Origin of the sequence: Amycolatopsis sp. NPDC023774 (assembly GCF_040639695.1) — a bacterium.
In the GTDB taxonomy this organism is placed as follows: domain Bacteria; phylum Actinomycetota; class Actinomycetes; order Mycobacteriales; family Pseudonocardiaceae; genus Amycolatopsis.
Genome location: NZ_JBFAAJ010000020.1, coordinates 116247 through 132731, shown reverse-complemented (window position 1 = coordinate 132731; position 16485 = coordinate 116247). Strand labels below are relative to the sequence as shown.

At 68.7% G+C, this 16485-nt stretch carries 14 protein-coding genes and 1 pseudogene; 9 read left to right on the top strand and 6 right to left on the bottom strand.

The genetic code is table 11. The features are described 5' to 3' along the window. The first annotated feature begins 148 nt into the window (after positions 1–148). On the top strand, positions 149–1582 hold the full coding sequence (locus AB0F91_RS32200) for an MBOAT family protein (RefSeq protein WP_360603617.1): 1434 nt from the start codon (positions 149–151) through the stop codon (positions 1580–1582). Between the two features lie 315 nt (positions 1583–1897). Beyond that, positions 1898–2455 carry a TFIIB-type zinc ribbon-containing protein gene (locus AB0F91_RS32195; RefSeq protein WP_360603615.1) on the top strand — a complete coding sequence of 186 codons (558 nt, stop codon included), beginning with the start codon at positions 1898–1900 and terminating at the stop codon, positions 2453–2455. A 382-nt stretch (positions 2456–2837) separates the two neighbouring features. Here the strand turns inward: AB0F91_RS32195 and AB0F91_RS32190 are convergent, their stop codons facing one another. Both AB0F91_RS32190 and AB0F91_RS32185 read right to left on the bottom strand, forming a co-directional pair. Continuing rightward, positions 2838–3488: a class II aldolase/adducin family protein gene (locus AB0F91_RS32190; RefSeq protein ID WP_360603613.1), complete on the bottom strand. Its 651-nt coding sequence runs from the start codon at positions 3486–3488 to the stop codon at positions 2838–2840. Positions 3489–3615: 127 nt separating this feature from the next. Continuing rightward, positions 3616–4689, bottom strand: a complete 1074-nt coding sequence (locus tag AB0F91_RS32185) for a hypothetical protein (RefSeq protein ID WP_360603611.1) — start codon at positions 4687–4689, stop codon at positions 3616–3618. Positions 4690–5072: 383 nt separating this feature from the next. On the opposite strand from AB0F91_RS32185, the gene AB0F91_RS32180 reads away from it, so the two are divergent. From AB0F91_RS32180 to AB0F91_RS32170, 3 genes are read left to right on the top strand one after another with little or no spacing between them, the layout of a single operon-like run. Further along, positions 5073–6248 (top strand): DUF445 family protein, encoded by a 1176-nt coding sequence (locus tag AB0F91_RS32180; RefSeq protein WP_360603661.1) that lies wholly within the window; start codon positions 5073–5075, stop codon positions 6246–6248. Positions 6249–6291: 43 nt separating this feature from the next. Further along, the gene (locus AB0F91_RS32175; RefSeq protein WP_360603609.1) at positions 6292–7515 is read left to right on the top strand and encodes a DUF445 domain-containing protein; all 1224 of its coding nucleotides are present in this window, start codon (positions 6292–6294) and stop codon (positions 7513–7515) included. Positions 7516–7567: 52 nt separating this feature from the next. Next, positions 7568–8887, top strand: a complete 1320-nt coding sequence (locus AB0F91_RS32170) for a hypothetical protein (RefSeq protein WP_360603607.1) — start codon at positions 7568–7570, stop codon at positions 8885–8887. 199 nt (positions 8888–9086) lie between these two features. Here AB0F91_RS32170 and AB0F91_RS32165 read toward each other — a convergent pair whose 3' ends face one another. Genes AB0F91_RS32165 through AB0F91_RS32155 form a run of 3 tightly spaced genes read right to left on the bottom strand, consistent with a single transcriptional unit; the run spans position 9087 to position 11737 of the window. Continuing rightward, positions 9087–9974, bottom strand: a complete 888-nt coding sequence (locus AB0F91_RS32165) for a metal ABC transporter permease (RefSeq protein ID WP_360603605.1) — start codon at positions 9972–9974, stop codon at positions 9087–9089. A gap of 3 nt (positions 9975–9977) precedes the next feature. Then, positions 9978–10814, bottom strand: a complete 837-nt coding sequence (locus AB0F91_RS32160; RefSeq protein ID WP_360603603.1) for a metal ABC transporter ATP-binding protein — start codon at positions 10812–10814, stop codon at positions 9978–9980. After that, positions 10814–11737 (bottom strand): zinc ABC transporter substrate-binding protein, encoded by a 924-nt coding sequence (locus tag AB0F91_RS32155; RefSeq protein WP_360603601.1) that lies wholly within the window; start codon positions 11735–11737, stop codon positions 10814–10816. The genes AB0F91_RS32160 and AB0F91_RS32155 overlap by 1 nt, the downstream gene beginning before the upstream one ends. 184 nt (positions 11738–11921) lie before the next feature. Here AB0F91_RS32155 and AB0F91_RS32150 point away from each other — a divergent pair, with 184 nt between their 5' ends. The 4 genes and pseudogenes from AB0F91_RS32150 (at position 11922) to AB0F91_RS32135 (ending at position 15623) form a co-directional block, all read left to right on the top strand. Next, positions 11922–13022, top strand: a complete 1101-nt coding sequence (locus AB0F91_RS32150; RefSeq protein ID WP_360603599.1) for a LacI family DNA-binding transcriptional regulator — start codon at positions 11922–11924, stop codon at positions 13020–13022. A gap of 131 nt (positions 13023–13153) precedes the next feature. Further along, the gene (locus tag AB0F91_RS32145) at positions 13154–13645 is read left to right on the top strand and encodes a carbonic anhydrase (RefSeq protein WP_360603597.1); all 492 of its coding nucleotides are present in this window, start codon (positions 13154–13156) and stop codon (positions 13643–13645) included. Positions 13646–13669: 24 nt separating this feature from the next. Beyond that, positions 13670–14545 carry an A/G-specific adenine glycosylase gene (locus AB0F91_RS32140; protein ID WP_360603595.1) on the top strand — a complete coding sequence of 292 codons (876 nt, stop codon included), beginning with the start codon at positions 13670–13672 and terminating at the stop codon, positions 14543–14545. A gap of 116 nt (positions 14546–14661) precedes the next feature. Next, positions 14662–15623: pseudogene (locus AB0F91_RS32135) on the top strand (N-acetylmuramoyl-L-alanine amidase). A gap of 54 nt (positions 15624–15677) precedes the next feature. Here the strand turns inward: AB0F91_RS32135 and AB0F91_RS32130 are convergent. After that, a complete protein-coding gene (locus AB0F91_RS32130; protein WP_360603659.1) occupies positions 15678–16418 on the bottom strand; it encodes an alpha/beta hydrolase in 741 nt (246 codons plus the stop codon). Positions 16419–16485: the final 67 nt, after the last annotated feature.

Genomic DNA, 16485 nt, shown 5'->3' with positions numbered 1-16485 from the left:
CAGTGGTCTGAACCCCTCGGTGCGACCGGTCCAATTGCCCCTTCAGCCACCACCCTCAGTGATTCGCGCCGGGATCCGCCGGGCTTCACTCCACTGGGCCACCCACTCGGGCTAAGGTCAGCTCCGGAACCGAGGGGGTCCGTCACCGATGTCGTTCGTTTCGCCGCTGTTCTTGTGGTACTTCATGCCCGCGGTGCTGGTCGCCGTGCTGGTGTGCCCGCGCAGCTGGCGCAACGGCATCGTCGCGGTGGCGAGCCTGCTGTTCTACACGATCGGCGCCGGGCCGTACCTGTTCCTGCTGCTCGGCTGCATGACCGTCAACTTCCTCGCCGGACCGACGCTCGAGCCCAGCCCCTGGGACGTCCACAGCACGCGGCGCAAGCGGATCCTCATCGGCCTCGTCACGCTCGACGTGCTGGTGCTCGTCATCTGGAAATACGCGGGCTTCGCGACGCAGCAGATCGCGGCTGTCGCGCACTGGTTCGGCGGTGACGTCGGCGTTGCGAGCATCGTGGTGCCAATCGGGATCTCGTTCTACACGTTCCACCATATTTCGTACATCGTGGACATCTACCGCGGCGAGCGTCGCGCGCTTCGCAACCCCGTGTCGTTCGCGGCGTACATCGCGATGTTCCCGCAGCTCATCGCCGGCCCCATCGTGCGCTACCGCGAGATCGCGGACCAGCTGCCGCAGCAACGTTCCCACCGCCTCGACGACATCGCCGCCGGCTTCCCGCGGTTCGCCCTGGGGCTGTGCAAGAAGTCCGTCGTCGCCGACTCGCTCAGCCCGATGGTCGAAGCGTGCTTTTCCACGCCCCCCGACCAGATGACTTTCGCGACCGCCTGGCTCGGCGCCATCGGCTACACGCTGCAGCTGTTCTTCGACTTCTCGGGCTACTCGGACATGGCCATCGGACTGGGCCGCATGCTCGGCTTCCGCCTGCCGGAGAACTTCGCGCGGCCGTACTCGTCGGTCACCATCACGGAATTCTGGCGCCGCTGGCATATGTCGCTGTCCCGCTGGTTCCGCGACTACGTCTACATCCCCCTCGGCGGCAACCGCTCGGGCGCCGGCAAGACCTACCGCAACCTCTGCATCGTCTTCGTCCTCACGGGCTTCTGGCACGGCGCCCAGTGGACCTTCCTGGTCTGGGGCTGCTACCACGGCGCCCTGCTGGTCATCGAACGCCGCTTCAACCTGGGCGACACCCCGGCCGGGCCGGTCGCCCGCATCGCCCGCCGGGTGCTCACTCTGGTCCTCGTGGTGTTCGGCTGGGTGTTCTTCCGCTCCACCGACCTGCCGCACGCGTTGAGCATGATCGGCCACATGCTGCTCCCCGACTTCGGCGGACTCGGCGACGTGGTTTCGAGCGCGTTGACCAACCAGCGGCTGGTGATCTTGATCTTGGCCCTGGCCGTGTTCGCCCTACCGGCGCACCCGGTTACGGGACCGTTGCTGGAGTCCTCGCGGACGCGTCCGGCCACGGCTTTGCGCGTGGGCGTGATGACGGCGGGGCTGGTTTATGCCGCGATTCTGGTGGCTACGGGGACGTTCAGTCCGTTTTTGTATTACCAGTTCTGATCGCCGGGTCTTCTCGACCTGGGACAGTGATCACTGTGGGGAAGTTCTGCGTCTGGCGGCAGCTGAGCGCGGAGCCACGCAACCCTCCGACGATTGCTCTCATCGTGGGTGCGTTGGCCGGCCTACTTTGTGGCCGACCAGTTTGCCGGCCTCATAATCCCGGGAGGCAGGGCCGTCACCGCGTTTCCAATTGCAGAGTCCACCTGTTTCTGCGTAATTCCGATAACCCCAGAGATATCGACGTTATGTAGCCGAGCGGCAGTGGCCTTCTTATCCTGCTTGACGCCTGGGACAGCCGAACGTCAGGCTGCCTGGATGGGGTTGGCGGCCAGTCGCGGTGGCGGGGAGCGGTTCCGTGACCAGCAGCTGACCGCGTGGGACTTCACAGCTGATGACGTGCTGGTTCGTTGTCCGCGTTGTGATCACTGCGCGAAAGTTGTAGTCGTACCCGGAACGCCGACGACTGAGGAGGTTCTGTGGGCCCCTCGGCGGCTGGTGTGCGGTCGTTGTGGCTACGTCCAGGATGTACAAGACCGCGTTCAGATCGGACCAGCTCGCCCCGGGATCGCACGTGATCCCTTCCTGCAGCACCCGCTGTGGCTACAGACCGATTTCGACGGGTATGTGTTGTGGGCTTACAACGAACGGCACCTGGACCACCTCGAGGCATACCTCGCCGCTCGGCTTCGGGAGAGGCACCTGACTGCTGACGACCAGGTTCGGCAACTCCGCATGACCATGATCGCCAAGCTCCCAGCATGGCTGAAGGGCGCGAAAAACCGCGAGAAGATCTTGCGGCGCATCGCCCCGATGCGCGCGTCGCTCAGAGAGCCGCCCGCACGGCCTGATGCCACAGAGCAACGACGTGTGTGAGAAGGCCTGCGCCCCTGCCGCAGCCTGATGACGGCCTGGCGGCCTGAGATGGGAGCGAAACCGCAGTTCAACGTTGGTTCCGCTCCTTCTAATACCAGTTCTAACCGGCCGAGAGAGCTACAACCAGTGGCGTAGTTCGATGGCCTGACTCCGGATCCGAACGCCAAGGGTTCCAATCTTTTGCTTCACCGCGCTGATCTGGCGGAGGGGCGAACTTGGCAGCCGTTCAGCGTCGGCTCCGCGACCAGCGGCTGACCGCGTGGCATTTCGCCGCCGCTGAGGTGCTGGTGCGTTGCCCGCGGTGTGCGGAATGCGCCAGCATGGTTGTCGTGCCAGCGGCGGGTGCGGGGCTGCGCGGTATCGAGCGGCTGCGGGCAACGCTTCAACCCTGGCCGTAACCACGCAGTTTTTCCACCACACGCTCGATCTCAGCCACCGGCAACAAGGCCGGCGTACCAGCCGACCGAGCCAACAGCCACACCTGACAAAGCCACTCCAACTGCCGAGCCCGGTCATAAGCCGCAGCCAAGGTGGCCCCGTAGGTGACGGTGCCGTGGTTGGCCAGCAGACAGCCGCGGCGAGAGTCCAAAGCCGGGAGGATGTGGGTGGCCAAGGCGTGGGTGCCGTAGGTCGCGTAGGGGGCGACGCGGACGGACGGGCCGATGGTGGCCACCAGGTAGTGAATGGGTGGGAGTTCGTCGACCAGCGTCGATACCGCGGTGGCGTGGGCGGAATGCGTGTGGACGACCGCGTTGACCGGGGCGCCGTCGGGGTCGGTGGCGTGGTTGTAGATGGTCAGGTGCATGGGGAGTTCGCTGGTGGGCCGGAGACGGCCATCGACGAGTTCTCCGTCCAGGCCGACGATCGGGATGTCCGCGGGCTCCAAAGACTGGTAGTCCACGCCGGTGGGGGTGACTGCGACGAGGGCGCCGTCGCGGATGGAGAGGTTGCCGGAGGTGGCGACGACCAGGCCGTCGGACACCAGGCGACGGGCGTAGGAGCAGATGGCTGCGCGTTCGTCTTCGAGGATCAAGACACGAAACCTCCGCAGCCCGGCGCCGGTGGACTGAGACATTCTCACGGCGAACATCCAAGGCGCGCGAGGCGAAGCCGAAAAAAAGCGGGCCCACCGGTGTGGTGGGCCCGCGAAAGGGGTGGGGTCAGCGAGTGGCGGCGGCCGAGTCCTCGGAAGGAGCGTCCTCAACGGACTCCGGCTCCGTAGCCGCCTGGTCCGCCGGATTCAGCAGGCGCAGGGCTTCCTGAACGGCGACATTGGTAGCCGCCAACCGGTCCGCCACCTTCGCACGCAGGTCGAGCGCCAGGGTGCGGGATTCGGTGGCTTCGGCCTGCTTCTGGAGGGCGTCGGCGAGGGCGGCGTCCGTCTGGGAGCGCTTGCCGGCGATCTCCTCGGACGCGACGCGGTCGGCCTCGGCGCGGGCGGCGGCGGAGGCGGCTTCGGCGGCGGCGTCGGCTTCGGCGCGGGCGCGGCTGGCCGCTTCGTCGGCTTCGGCGCGGGCGCGGGCGGCGGCTTCGTCGGCTTCCGTGCGGGCGCGGTCGGCGGCGGCCGTGCGGGTCGCGATGTCCTCGTTCGCAGCCGCGGTACGCGTGGCGATGTCTTCGTCAGCCGCCGCCGTACGCGTAGCGATATCTTCATTCGCCGCAGCCGTCCGCGAAGCGATGTCCTCGTCGGCAGCCCGGGTCCGACGCTCGATGTCCGCGTCAGCGGCAGCCGTGCGCTCGTCGATGGCCGCCTCGGCCGCAGCGATCCGGGACGCGATTTCCGCCTGCGCCTCCGACAGCAGCCGCTCGCGCTCGGCTTCCGCTTCTTTGCCCAGGCGCTCGACGGTCCGCTGCGACTCGTGCGCGTACTTGTCCGCCTCGGCGCGGGTGGCGGTCGCGTCGGCTTCGGCCGCCGCGCGGAGGTCGGCGATCTCCTCCTCCGCGAGCTGCATCATCATGCGCACGCGCTCGGCCATAGCCCCGGCGCCGGACGGGCTCGAGCTCAGCCGCACGAGCGCGGCCTTCGTCTCGGACAGCTCGTTCTGCGTGGTGGTGAGGGCCTTGGACAGCTCACCGGCAGTCGCGATGGCCTCGTCGCGGCTGTGGGAAGTCTCCCGCAGCTCGCGCGAGAGCGCCGTGAGCCGCTCGTCGACCTGGCGCTGGTTATAACCCCTGACGGCGACGGCGAACGGGGCGCTCTTCGGGGTGGCTTCGGACTTCTCAGGCGCGACCATCGGGCCACCTTAGTGAGAGCAGGTCCGTGTTTACGTACCGCCAAACGGCTGCATTACAAAACGCACAGCCCCCGGTCACGCATGGCATCGCAGACGAAGGGGGACGACGGGGCGAACAACGCGGAAACGGCGGGAGACCGGAATGGACGGTCCGCACCGACGCGCCGGATCGATCTTCGGCCCGGCCAGCACGAGCCCGTCGAATACGTGGCCCCGGCGAACCGCCGCCGTTGATCTGCAGCCGAGCAACCCGAAGCCAACAGAGCCCGAACCGGTGAACGCCCGACGCGGCTCCCCGACGCGGCCCCCGCCGCCCGCTACCGTGCGCGTGAGCGCGACACGGGGAGGCAAGCGCGGTGCAGCACTGGCAGGTCTACGCGACGATGCCCTTCATCGCCGCACTGATCGGCTACGTCACCAAGCGCGTGGCCATCGAGATGATGTTCCGGCCCGTCGAGTTCGCCGGAATCAAGCCGTTCCTCGGGTGGCAGGGCGTGCTGCCCGCGAACGCCGAACGCATGGCGACGACCGCGACGGAAATGCTCACCACGAACCTCGTCGACCCGAAGGAGATTTTCGCGCGCCTCGACCCCGCGCAGGTTGCCAAGGAAATCGAAGAACCGCTGCTCGAAGTCGTCGAAGACGTCACGCGCGAGGTGATGGAGACCTACCAACCGCGGCTGTGGGAGGTGCTGCCGACGGCCGCGCAGCTGCTGCTGCTCAAACGTGTGCAGGCCGAAGCGCCGCGCGCGATCACGAAGATCATGCGCGAAATCGCGGCCAACATCGAAGACGTGCTCGACCTCAAGCACATGGTCGTGACCAACCTCGTGCGCGACAAGGCGCTCCTCAACCGCTTGATCCGCGACATCTCGAAGCCCGAAATGCAGTTCATCGCGCGTTCCGGAATCGTGTTCGGCTTCATTCTCGGCTGCGTTCAGCTGCTCGTGTGGACGTTCACGAAATCACCGATCGTGCTGCCGCTGTTCGGTCTCGGGATCGGCTGGTTCACCGACTGGCTCGCCCTGACGATGATCTTCCTGCCCCGTGAACGGAAACAGTTCTTCAGCCTCTACACCTGGCAAGGCGTGTTCCAGAAACGCCGCGACCAGGTCGCCGCCGACTACGGCGACATGATCGCCCGCGAGATCATCACCGTGCCCCACCTGCTGGAAGCCGTGCTGCGCGGCCCGAAGTCCGACCGTCTGTTCACCATGATCACGCGCGAGGTGCAGAAGACGATCGACGCGCAGGCGAGCGTGGTGAAACCGTTCGTCGCGATCGCCGTCGGCACGAAACGTTTTCAGGAAATGAAGCAGACGGCCGCCGCGATCGCCGCGCAACGCGTGCCCGAGACGATCCGCCACGCCGAGGACTACGCCGTGAACGCGCTCGACGTGCGCAACACCATCGTCGACCGGATGCGCAAGCTCACGCCGTGGGAATTCGAACAACTGCTGCGCCCGGCGTTCCGGCAGGACGAATGGAAGCTGATCGCCGTCGGCGCGGTCATCGGCGGGCTGGTCGGCGAGCTGCAGGCGCTGGTCCTGCTGCACTGACAACTGCGATACGGTTTCTCCGGCGAGTGGAGGGAGGCCGGTTTTGGACGCAGTCCTCGACGACCTCGCGCGCCATTGGCCGGTCTACGCCACGATGCCGTTCATCGCCGCACTCATCGGCTACGTCACCAAGCGCGTCGCGATCGAGATGATGTTCCGTCCGCTGGAGTTCGTCGGGATCAAACCGTTCCTCGGGTGGCAGGGTGTAGTGCCCAAGCACGGCGGCCGGATGGCGGCCATCGCCACCGACCTGCTGACCACGAACCTGCTCGACCTCAAGGAGATCTTCGAGAAGATCGACCCGGTCATCGTCACGCGCGAGCTGGAGCAGCCGCTGCTGCGGGCCGTCGACGCGATCGCGCGCGACGTGCTGGAGGAGCACCACCCGAGGCTGTGGGAAGTGCTGCCGACGCTCGCGCAGGAGCTGCTGATCAAGCAGGTCCAGGCCAACGCGCCGCGGCTCGTGCGCGAGTTCCTGGAGGACGTGCGAGACAACCTCGACGAAGTGCTCGACGTGCGGCACATGACCGTCGAAAGCCTCACTCGCGACAAGCCCCTGCTCGTGCGGCTGATCCGCGAGACCTCGCGGCCCGAAATGGCGTTCATCGCCCGCGCCGGCATCTACTTCGGGTTCGGCCTCGGTGTGGTGCAGGCGTTCGTGTGGGCGTTGACGCGCCAGCCGCTCGTGCTGCCGATCTTCGGCGGCTGCATCGGCCTGTTCACCGACTGGCTCGCGATCAAGATGATCTTCCTGCCGCGCGAGCCCGTGCGCGTGGGGCGCGTGATCCTGCAGGGCAAGTTCCAGCGGCGCCGCGCCGAGGTTGCCCGGCAGTACGGCGAGCTCATCGCCACCGAGGTCCTGACCACGGCGAACCTGCTGGACGCGCTGCTGCGCGGCCCGAAGTCCGACCGGCTCGTGGCGATGGTCGAACGCGCGGTGGGCCACGCCGTCGACGAGCAGGCCAGCCTCGCGAAGCCCGTGCTCACGCTGGCCGTCGGCGGGCGCCGGCTGCAGGAGATGAAGCACGAGGCAGCGCGGCGGGCGCTGGCGGAGCTGCCGCAGACCGTCCGCTACGCAGAGGGCTACCTCACGCAGGCGATGGACGTCGCCAAGGTCATCGAGCAGCGCATGCTCGCGATGACGCCCGTGGAGTTCGAAGGGCTGCTGCGCCCCGCATTCCGCCAGGACGAGTGGAAGCTCATCGCCGTCGGTGGCGTGATCGGGTTCATCGTCGGTGAGCTGCAGGTCCTGCTCATGCTCGGCTGACTTTTCGGTGGTTGCCCACACCTCGTTCACCCGAAGTGGCTACCGTGATCGAGTGGCGTCCGAACCCCAACAGCTGCCAGCCGTCCACGAGGCGTACCTGCCCCGCGAGCACGCGATGCACCGTCCGCGGCACGGCAAGCGGCAGCTCACCGCGCTGATCTGCGCGCTGCTGTTCTTCACCACGCCCACGTTGCTGTGGGTGTTCGGGGTGCGCCCGACCGAGATCGAGAACCACAAGCTCGCGGGGTTCCCCAGCATCTCCGACGGCTTCGGCTTCTTCACCGGTCTGCCGACGTGGGCCGTCGACCAGCTGTCCTTCCGCGCGAGCGCCATCAACGCCGCCGACGGCGTCAGCCGCGCGATCTTCGGCGAGGACGCCCCGCTCGACCAGGGCTCGTCGTCCGAGTCCGGCCCGATCCCCGCGCCGCCGCTGCAGCAGCCGGGCGCGCCCAACCAGGGCCCGGCCGCGCCGAGCCTGCCGGGCAGCAACCAGGCCGGCTACCGCAAGGTCGTGCAGGGCCTCGACGGCTGGCTGTACTACGGCTACGACGCCGAGTCGAAATGCACGCCCACGCAGGACCTCGACACCACGCTCAAGAAGGTCAACGAGCTGCGGACCGCCGTCGAGGCGTCCGGGCGCAAGTTCGTCTTCGTGGTGACGCCGGACAAGACGACGATGGTGCCCCAGTTCCTCCCCGCCAGCTACCCGGGCAAGGAGTGCTCGCAGGCCGCCGCGCCGAACGACTGGTACAAGATGACCACCGTCGGCCACTCGCTGGACCTGCGCCCGGCGCTCGCCGCGTCCGCCGCCCGCGTCGGCCACCCGATCTACGCCCCCAACGACACGCACTGGCGCGACGAAGGTGGCCTCGTCCTCACGCGCACCCTCGCCGAGACGGTGCAGCCCGGGGTCACCAAGAGCTGGCAGTTCACTCCGGACGGCGAGTACGACGGCGTTGCCGACCTGCCGCTGCTGCTCGGCAAGTCAGGCACCAAGTCGAACACGCAGTACACCCTTGAGCCCGACGGCATCACCGACCGCGCGGCCGGCTTCATCGCCAACATCGACACTCCGGTGCACCGCACCTCGGCGCCCCTGCCCGGCACGATCGCCGAGCCCACGCTGGTCTACGGCGACTCGTTCAGCCTCGCGTCCTCGCGCTACCTCACCGCGGCGTTCACGAACCTGACCTACCTCGCCTACTCCACCGACAAGACGCCCCAGGCGGCCGCGGTCAACGAGCTGGTGAACTCGCGGGTGGTCGTGCTGCAGGCGGTGGAACGCAACGTCGTCGGCGGCCTCGTCCCGTTCACGAACGACGGCTTCATCACGGCGGTGAAGACGGCGATGGCCGCCCACCCGGTGGGCTGATCACCCGATCCAGGCAAAGCGGCCACACCGGCTACCGCAAACAGCCGCACCGACGCCAACGGCGGGTTCGTGAGCACCACGACTTACCCCGGCATCGGCAAAGCCACCAAGAGCCGGCCGGCCGACGTGTGGATCGACAGCAACCCGATCCCGTGCAACCAGGAAGTCGTCTGCCCGGCCTGGGTGCGGGGCGGCCGAGTCAACCAACCGGGACCGGGCGGGGCTCAGGTGCGGGAGTCACGCGCACGCCGCTGCGCCGTTCCCGCGCCCACGAGATCACGCGGCACACCAGGTAGATCAAGAACGAGATCGCCGTGACGAAGGCGCTCACCGGTTTACCTGGGGCGAGCGACAGGATGATGCCGCCCAGGGCCGCAACCTCCGCGAAGATCACCGACAGCACCGTCGCACGCAGCGGGCTGGCCGTGACGCGGGCGGCGGCCGCGGCGGGGGTCACCATCAGCGCCACCACCAGCAGCGAGCCGACGATCTGCACGCTCAGCGCCGTGGCCACGCCCACCAGCAACGCGAACACCACGGTCAGCGTCTTCACCGGCACGCCGCGCGCGACGGCGACGTTGCGGTCCACGCTCGCGAACAGCAGGGGCCGGTAGACGCACGCCAGCACGGCCAGCACCGCGACCGCCGAGCTGACCAGCGCCGTGAGGTTCGTCGAGTCCACCGTGATGATCTGGCCCGTCAGAATGCCGAACTTGTTGGCCGACCGTCCCTTGTAGAACGACAGCAGCAGCACACCCATGCCCAGGCCGAACGACAGGATCACGCCGATCACGGAGTCGCGGTCGGCGTCGCGGGTGCCGAGGATGCCGAGCAGCAGCGCGGCGGCCACGGCGCCGAGCAGCGCGCCGTACTCGACGCCGACGCCGATCAGCAGCGCGCCCGCCGCGCCGGTGAAGGCCAGCTCCGACGTGCCGTGCACCGCGAAGGACATGCGGCGCATCACGATCAGCGGGCCGAGGATGCCGGCGAGCAACCCGAGCACGGCGGCCGCGATGAGCGCCGTCTGCACGCCGTCCAGCTCGGTGATCAGCTCCCACGTCTTGGCGAAGTCGAACATGCCGTCCAAGGCTCAGCCCACTGCTTCCTGCTCGTGGTGGTGCGGTTGGTCTTCGCACAGGGAGCTCTGCGAACCCGCGATGTGGATCTGTCCGCCGATGCGCAGCACTTCGACGCGCGTGCCGTACAGCTCGGACAGCGTCTCGGAGTTCATCACCTCGTCGGGCTTGCCGACGCGGAACGACCCGTTGACCAGGTACAACACGCGGTCGACGAACTGCAGCACCGGGTTGATCTCGTGCGTCACGAACAGCACGGCCGTATCCGCCGTGCGCCGGCGTCGGTCGATCAGCTCGCTCACGGCGCGCTGGTGCGCGAGGTCGAGCGAGAGGAGCGGTTCGTCGCACAGCAACACGGACGGGTCACCGACCAGCGACTGCGCCACCCGGAGGCGTTGCTGCTCACCACCGGAAAGCCGCCCGATCGGCTGCTTCGCGTACGCCGTGCCACCGACGGCCTCGATCGCCTCCGCGACGCGACGGCGGCGATCGCGCATGCCGAACACTCCGGTCCCCCAGCGATGCCCGTCGAGGCCGAGGCCCACGAGGTCGACGCCGCGCAGGGTCAGGCCGTCGTCGATCGCGCGCTGCTGGGGGATGTAGCCGACCTTGCGGTTGGCGCCGCCCGGCCGGCCGCCGGCGATCTCGACGCTGCCGGCCGAGAGGCTCTGCATGCCGAGCAACGCCTTGAGCAGGCTGCTCTTTCCGGATCCGTTGGGGCCGAGGATCGCGAGGAACTCGCCCTGCTCGACATCGAGGTCGAGCCCGGACCAGAGGGTGCGGCTGCCGAACGCCAGGCCCGCCCCGCGCACGCGAACCGCGGGGCGAACCGTCGAGAGCGCGGCGGACATCAGCTGTTCAGAGCCCCGGACAGCGAGTCCACTTCCTTGGTCATCCAGTCAATGTAACCCGTGACGTCGGCGGGCAGCGTCTCGGCCACGTCGACCACCGCGACGTTCGACGCCTTCGCGTCCGACACCACCTGCTGGGTCAGCGGGGTGACCGTCTGGACGTTGTTGATCAGGGCCTTGACCTGCTTGTTCTTGATGAGCTGAGTGAAGTCGCTGACGGCCGTGGCGGGCACGTCGGTCTCGTTCTCGACCGCGTCGGAGAAGGCCTTCGGGGTCGCATCGGTGATCTTCGCGGACTCGAGCAGGTAGTGCGCCACGGGCTCGGTCACCACGACCTTGGTGCCCGGGTGCGCGGCGCCGAGGGCTGCCGTCTTCTTGACCAGCGCGTCGATCTGGCCCTTGAACGCCTTGGCGTTGTCGTCGAAGGTCTGCTTCGACGCCGGCTGGATCGTGCCGAGCGCCGAGGCGACCTGGTCCGCCACCTTCTCGACGCCGGGCAGGTCGAACCAGACGTGCTCGTTCTCGTCGCCGGTCGCGGCGATGTCGTAGGCCACGAGCTTCTTCGCACCCGACGCCTGGTCGGCCAGCTTGCCGAAGAAGTCGTCGTAGCCGCCGCCGTTGGCGAGCGTGAGCTGCGCGTTCTTGGCCGCCAGCGCGTCGTCGGCCGTGGACTCGTACGAGTGCGGATCGGCCGTCGGGTCGTGGATGATCGACTTGACCTGCACCTTGTCGCCGCCGACGGCCGTGACAACGCTGCCCCACACGTCCGTGGCCGCGACGACCTTGATCTGGCCCGACGTCGAGGAACCGGTGCCGCCACCACCCGAGTCGGTGCTGGAGCACGCGCTGAGCGCGAACACGGTCAGAGCCGAGGCGGCGGCGAGCACGCCGCGGGCGCGGCGGGTACTCGGGCGGAAACTCATCGAAGACTCTCCTGGGTCGAACCGATCAGCTAATGGAAATCGTTGTCAGATTCACTTTACCCCATCCGAATGACAAGGCCCGCTCGACCGGGTGGCAGACGGCCTCGCCGTCACTCAGCGGATCGAGACACTCACCACAGGGGTGTCGCTTCTGGAAAACGATCTGAACCGTTACGGTTTGCGGATGGGCCGTCCTATTCGCACCCGGAGGCAGGCGACATTGGCGTCGCTGGCGGCGGAGCTCGGGGTGTCCAGGACCACCGTGTCCAACGCTTACAACCGCCCCGACCAGCTGTCTCCCGAACTGCGCCGGCGCATCCTCGAGACCGCCCGCCGCCTCGGTTACCCCGGTCCGGACCCCGTAGCCCGTTCGCTGCGCACGCGCAAGGCCGGCGCGGTCGGACTGCTGCTCACCGAGAACCTGTCGTACGCGTTCCGTGACCCGGCAGCGGTCGGTGTGCTCGAAGGTCTCGCCCTCGCCTGCGAGGACGCCGGGGTCGGCCTGCACCTGGTGCCTGCGAGCCCCGGCCGCGAAGACGTCGCCGCCGTGCACCGCGCGGGCGTCGACGGATTCGTCGTCTACTCCGTGCCCGACGACGACCCGCACCTCGCCGCCGTGCTGGAGCGACCCGTCCCCACGGTGATCATCGACCAGCCGCGCATCGAAGGTGTGGACCGCGTCGGCCCGGACGACGCGGCGGCCGTCACGCGCCTGGCCGAGCACCTCGTCTCACTCGGCCACCGGCAGGTCGGCGTGCTGTGCATGCGCCTGGCGCGCGAGCGCAACGACGACTTCGTGACCGCGCAGCGCCAGAGCAGCGCGCACTTCCATGTGCAGCGCATCCGCCTCGAAGCCCTGGCCACGGCGTTCTCCGCGGCCGGCGTCGACTGGGCCACCGTGCCCGTGGTCGAGCGCTTCGACCACACCGTTGACGACGGCGCTTCCGGCGCCCGCCAGCTGCTCGACGCGTACCCGCAGGTCACGGCCGTGATCTGCACGTCGGACATCCTCGCCCTCGGCGCGCTGGCCGAGGCGGAACGACGGGGCCTGCGCGTGCCGCTCGACCTCACTGTGACCGGCTTCGACGGCATCGCCGAGGCCGAGCGCCTCGGGCTCACCACCGTGCACCAGCCCGTGCTCGAGAAGGGCAAGGTCGCCGGGCGGCTGCTGCTCGGCTCGGCCGAGCGCGTGAGCCCGAAGGTGATCACGCTGCCCACCGAGCTGCGGATCGGGCGCACGTCGGCCCCGCCGCGGACGGTCGAGGAGCCGTGGTTCGGCGGCTGACGCCCGCCAGCGGTGGAAATGGCCCTGTTTTCGCGTGACTTCGGACCTATCCCGTTGTGACGGACGCTCCAGGCGGGTTCGATGGGAGGGGACCGCCCGCGTAGTCGGGGAAGCGTGGCCGAAAGGTGACCATGACCTCCATCGACGTTCTTCTCAAGCGCAACGAGGAACTCGGCAACGTCGTGCCGGGTGACCGCTCGTCGCCGAAGCCCTCGTTGCAAGTGGCCATCCTGACCTGCATGGACGCGCGCGTGCGCGTGTTCGAGATCTTCGGGCTCATCCAGGGTGAGTCCCACGTGCTGCGCAACGCCGGTGGCGTGGTCACCGACGACATGATCCGCTCCCTCGCGCTCAGCCAGCGCAAGCTCGGCACCCGCGAGGTCCTGATCGTGCAGCACACCAACTGCGGCCTGTCGACGGTGACCGAAGACGAGTTCAAGGACGAGCTCGAGCAGGCCACGGGCCTGCGGCCGACCTGGTCGGTGGAGGCGTTCCGCAACGTCGAAGACAGCGTGCGCGTGTCGATGGAGCGCGTGCGCCGCAGCGACTTCCTGCCGCACACCGACAACGTGCGCGGATTCGTCTACGACGTGAAGACCGGGAGCCTGACCGAGGTCGTCTGAGCCGCGTCGGTTTCAATGGTCGGCGTGGCTGTGGACGCGGACGTTCTGATCGACTGGTTCGACACGCACGGGCGAGACCTGCCGTGGCGGGAGCCGGCGTGCTCCGCGTGGGGCGTGCTGGTGAGCGAGATCATGCTGCAGCAGACGCCGGTCGCGCGGGTGCAGCCGATCTGGCTCGAGTGGATGGCGCGCTGGCCGGTGCCCTCGGCGCTGGCCGCGGAGACGACCGGCGAGGTCGTGCGCGCGTGGGGCAAGCTCGGTTACCCGCGCCGCGCCCTGCGGCTGCACGCGGCGGCCACGGTGATCGCGGCCGAGCACGGTGACGTCGTGCCGTCCGATGTGGACACCCTGCTCGCGCTGCCCGGCATCGGCGCGTACACCGCGCGGGCCGTGGCGGCCTTCGCCTACGGCAAGCGGGCACCGGTCGTCGACACGAACGTGCGGCGCGTGGTCGCGCGGGCGGTGCACGGCGCCGGCGACGCGGGTCCGGCATCGAACACGCGTGACATGGCCGACGTCGAGGCACTGCTGCCGGCCGAGGACGCGCCGGCGGCGAAGCTGTCGGCGGCGTTGATGGAGCTGGGTGCGCTGATCTGCACCGCCCGTGCGCCGCGCTGCGCCGACTGCCCGGTGTACGAAACCTGCACGTGGCAGCACAACGGCCGCCCGGAGTACGCGGGACCGGCCAAGCCCGTGCAGAAGTTCGCGGGCACCGACCGGCAGGTGCGCGGCCTGCTGCTCGACGTGCTGCGCGGCAGCGAGGGCCCGGTGGAGAAGGCACGGCTGGACATCGTGTGGCACGAGGCCGGGCAGCGCGACCGGTGTCTCGACTCGTTGCTGGTCGACGGGTTGCTGGAGCAGACGGACAGCGGGCTGTTCGCGCTGCCGGGTGAACACTGACGGGCTGGTTCTCACGGGGTACGACGAAAGTCGGCAAAAAGTTGTCATGATCTCCGCGGCGGGTTAGCTTTCCCCCGACGCCGTTCCGGCGCTGTTTCCGGCGAAGGAGATTTCGCATGGGGGAAGCCACTCGCCGTGCCGTGCTCAAGGGCGGGCTCACGGTCACCGCGTCGGGCGCGTTCGGCCTGGCCGGGGCGCGCACGGCGACGGCGGTGACGGCGGTGACGGCTCCGCAGATCCACCCGACGCACGCGTGGAACGCGCGGCCCGCGACGGGCCCGATCGTGGTGGAGAACCACAAGCCGACGTACATCGTGGTGCACCACACCGTCGACCCGGGCAACAACACCGACTATTCGCTGGCCCACGCGCTGCAGATCTCGCGCGACATCCAGACCTCCACATGGACACACGCGGCTGGATCGACACGGGCCAGCAGTTCACGAACAGCCGCGGCGGCTACGTGACGGAAGGCCGGCACCGCAGCCTGGAGATCCTGGCCGGCGGCAAGCAGCACGTGCAGGGCGCGAACGTCGGCAACCACAACAGCGAATGCCTCGGGATCGAGAACGAGGGCCTGTACAGCACGGTCGACGTTCCGGTGGCGCTGTGGAATTCGCTGGTGTCGCTGGTCGCCTACATCGCCGATCAATACGGGATTTCGCCGGCTTTCATCAAGGGCCACCGGGATTTCAATTCCACGGAGTGCTGCGGGCAGGTGCTGTACAACCGGCTTCCGGAGCTGCGGGCGGCTGTTTCCCGCGTGCTCGGTGTCGCGGTTTCGCGGGCGGAAGTGCCGGAGTGGCCGTTGCTGAAGCCCGGCGAAGTGGGGACTCGGGTGCTTACGGCGCAACGGTTCTTGCGAGCCGCGGGTTACGGCGTACCGACCGACGGCGTGTTCGGACAGTCCACAACGGACGCCGTGGCCGCGCTCGCGGCCGAGCACGGGCTTTCCCGCGACAGCTGCACGGCGGCGCGGGCGGCGGACGATTCGGGGTTTCTCGGCTCGGACGTCTGGCCGCTCATCGTCCCGTCGGGCAAGTCCGCGGCCGCGTGGCGGGTGGAGCTCGCGCAGTGACCCCGGCGGGTCACGTGTACCGGCGAGGGCGGTACACGTGGCCTGCCGGATTTTTCACAGCCCGGAGAGGAATGCCTCCACGGCGCCGCGGTAGATCTGCGGCGCCTCGGCGTGGGGCAGGTGCGCGGAGCCGGGGACGACGAGGTGTCTCGCGCCCGGCACCCGCGCGGCGACCTGCGCTTGCTGACCTTCGGGCATTGCGGTGTGTTCGCCTTCCACGATCAGCAGGGGGCATCGGATGGCGTCCACAAAGGACCAGTAGTCACGGCGGCCCCATTCGGCGGCGATCTCGTAGAGGTTCTCCAGGGTCGCGATCAAGTGGTAGCCGTCTTCGCGTTCCTCGACGCATTCGGTGAAGTAGTCCCCCGCCGGGCCGAAGAACTCGCGGACGTGGGCGAGTGATTCGAACGGCACCGGCCAGCTGTCGAAGTACCCACGCCAGGTCTCGACGGTGCGGCCGCGCTGGTCGGGCGCGAAGTCCTCGCTGACGACCCCGCGGACCAGCTCGGGGTATTTCGCCGCCGTGGCCCACGCGTGCAGGCCGCCCATGGAATGGCCGATCAGCACCGACGGGCCGAGCTCGGCGAGTACCTCGGCGAGGTCTTCGGCGAACTGCTCGGTGGTCCACGGGCCGGTGTGCGGCGCGCGGCCGTGGCCCCGGGCGTCGAGGGCGTGGACGGAGCCGTAGGGCTTGAGCCACTGGGCGACCGGCCACCAGGTACGGGCGCGGCCCATCAACCCGTGTAGCAGGAGCACCGACACGCCCGTGGTGTCGTCGCCGCCGAAGTGGATCAGCCCAGGTCGCACCGTGCCTCCCGCCGTTTCGTCCGGTAGCCAATCACACCCGAGCCCTTAGGGTGAA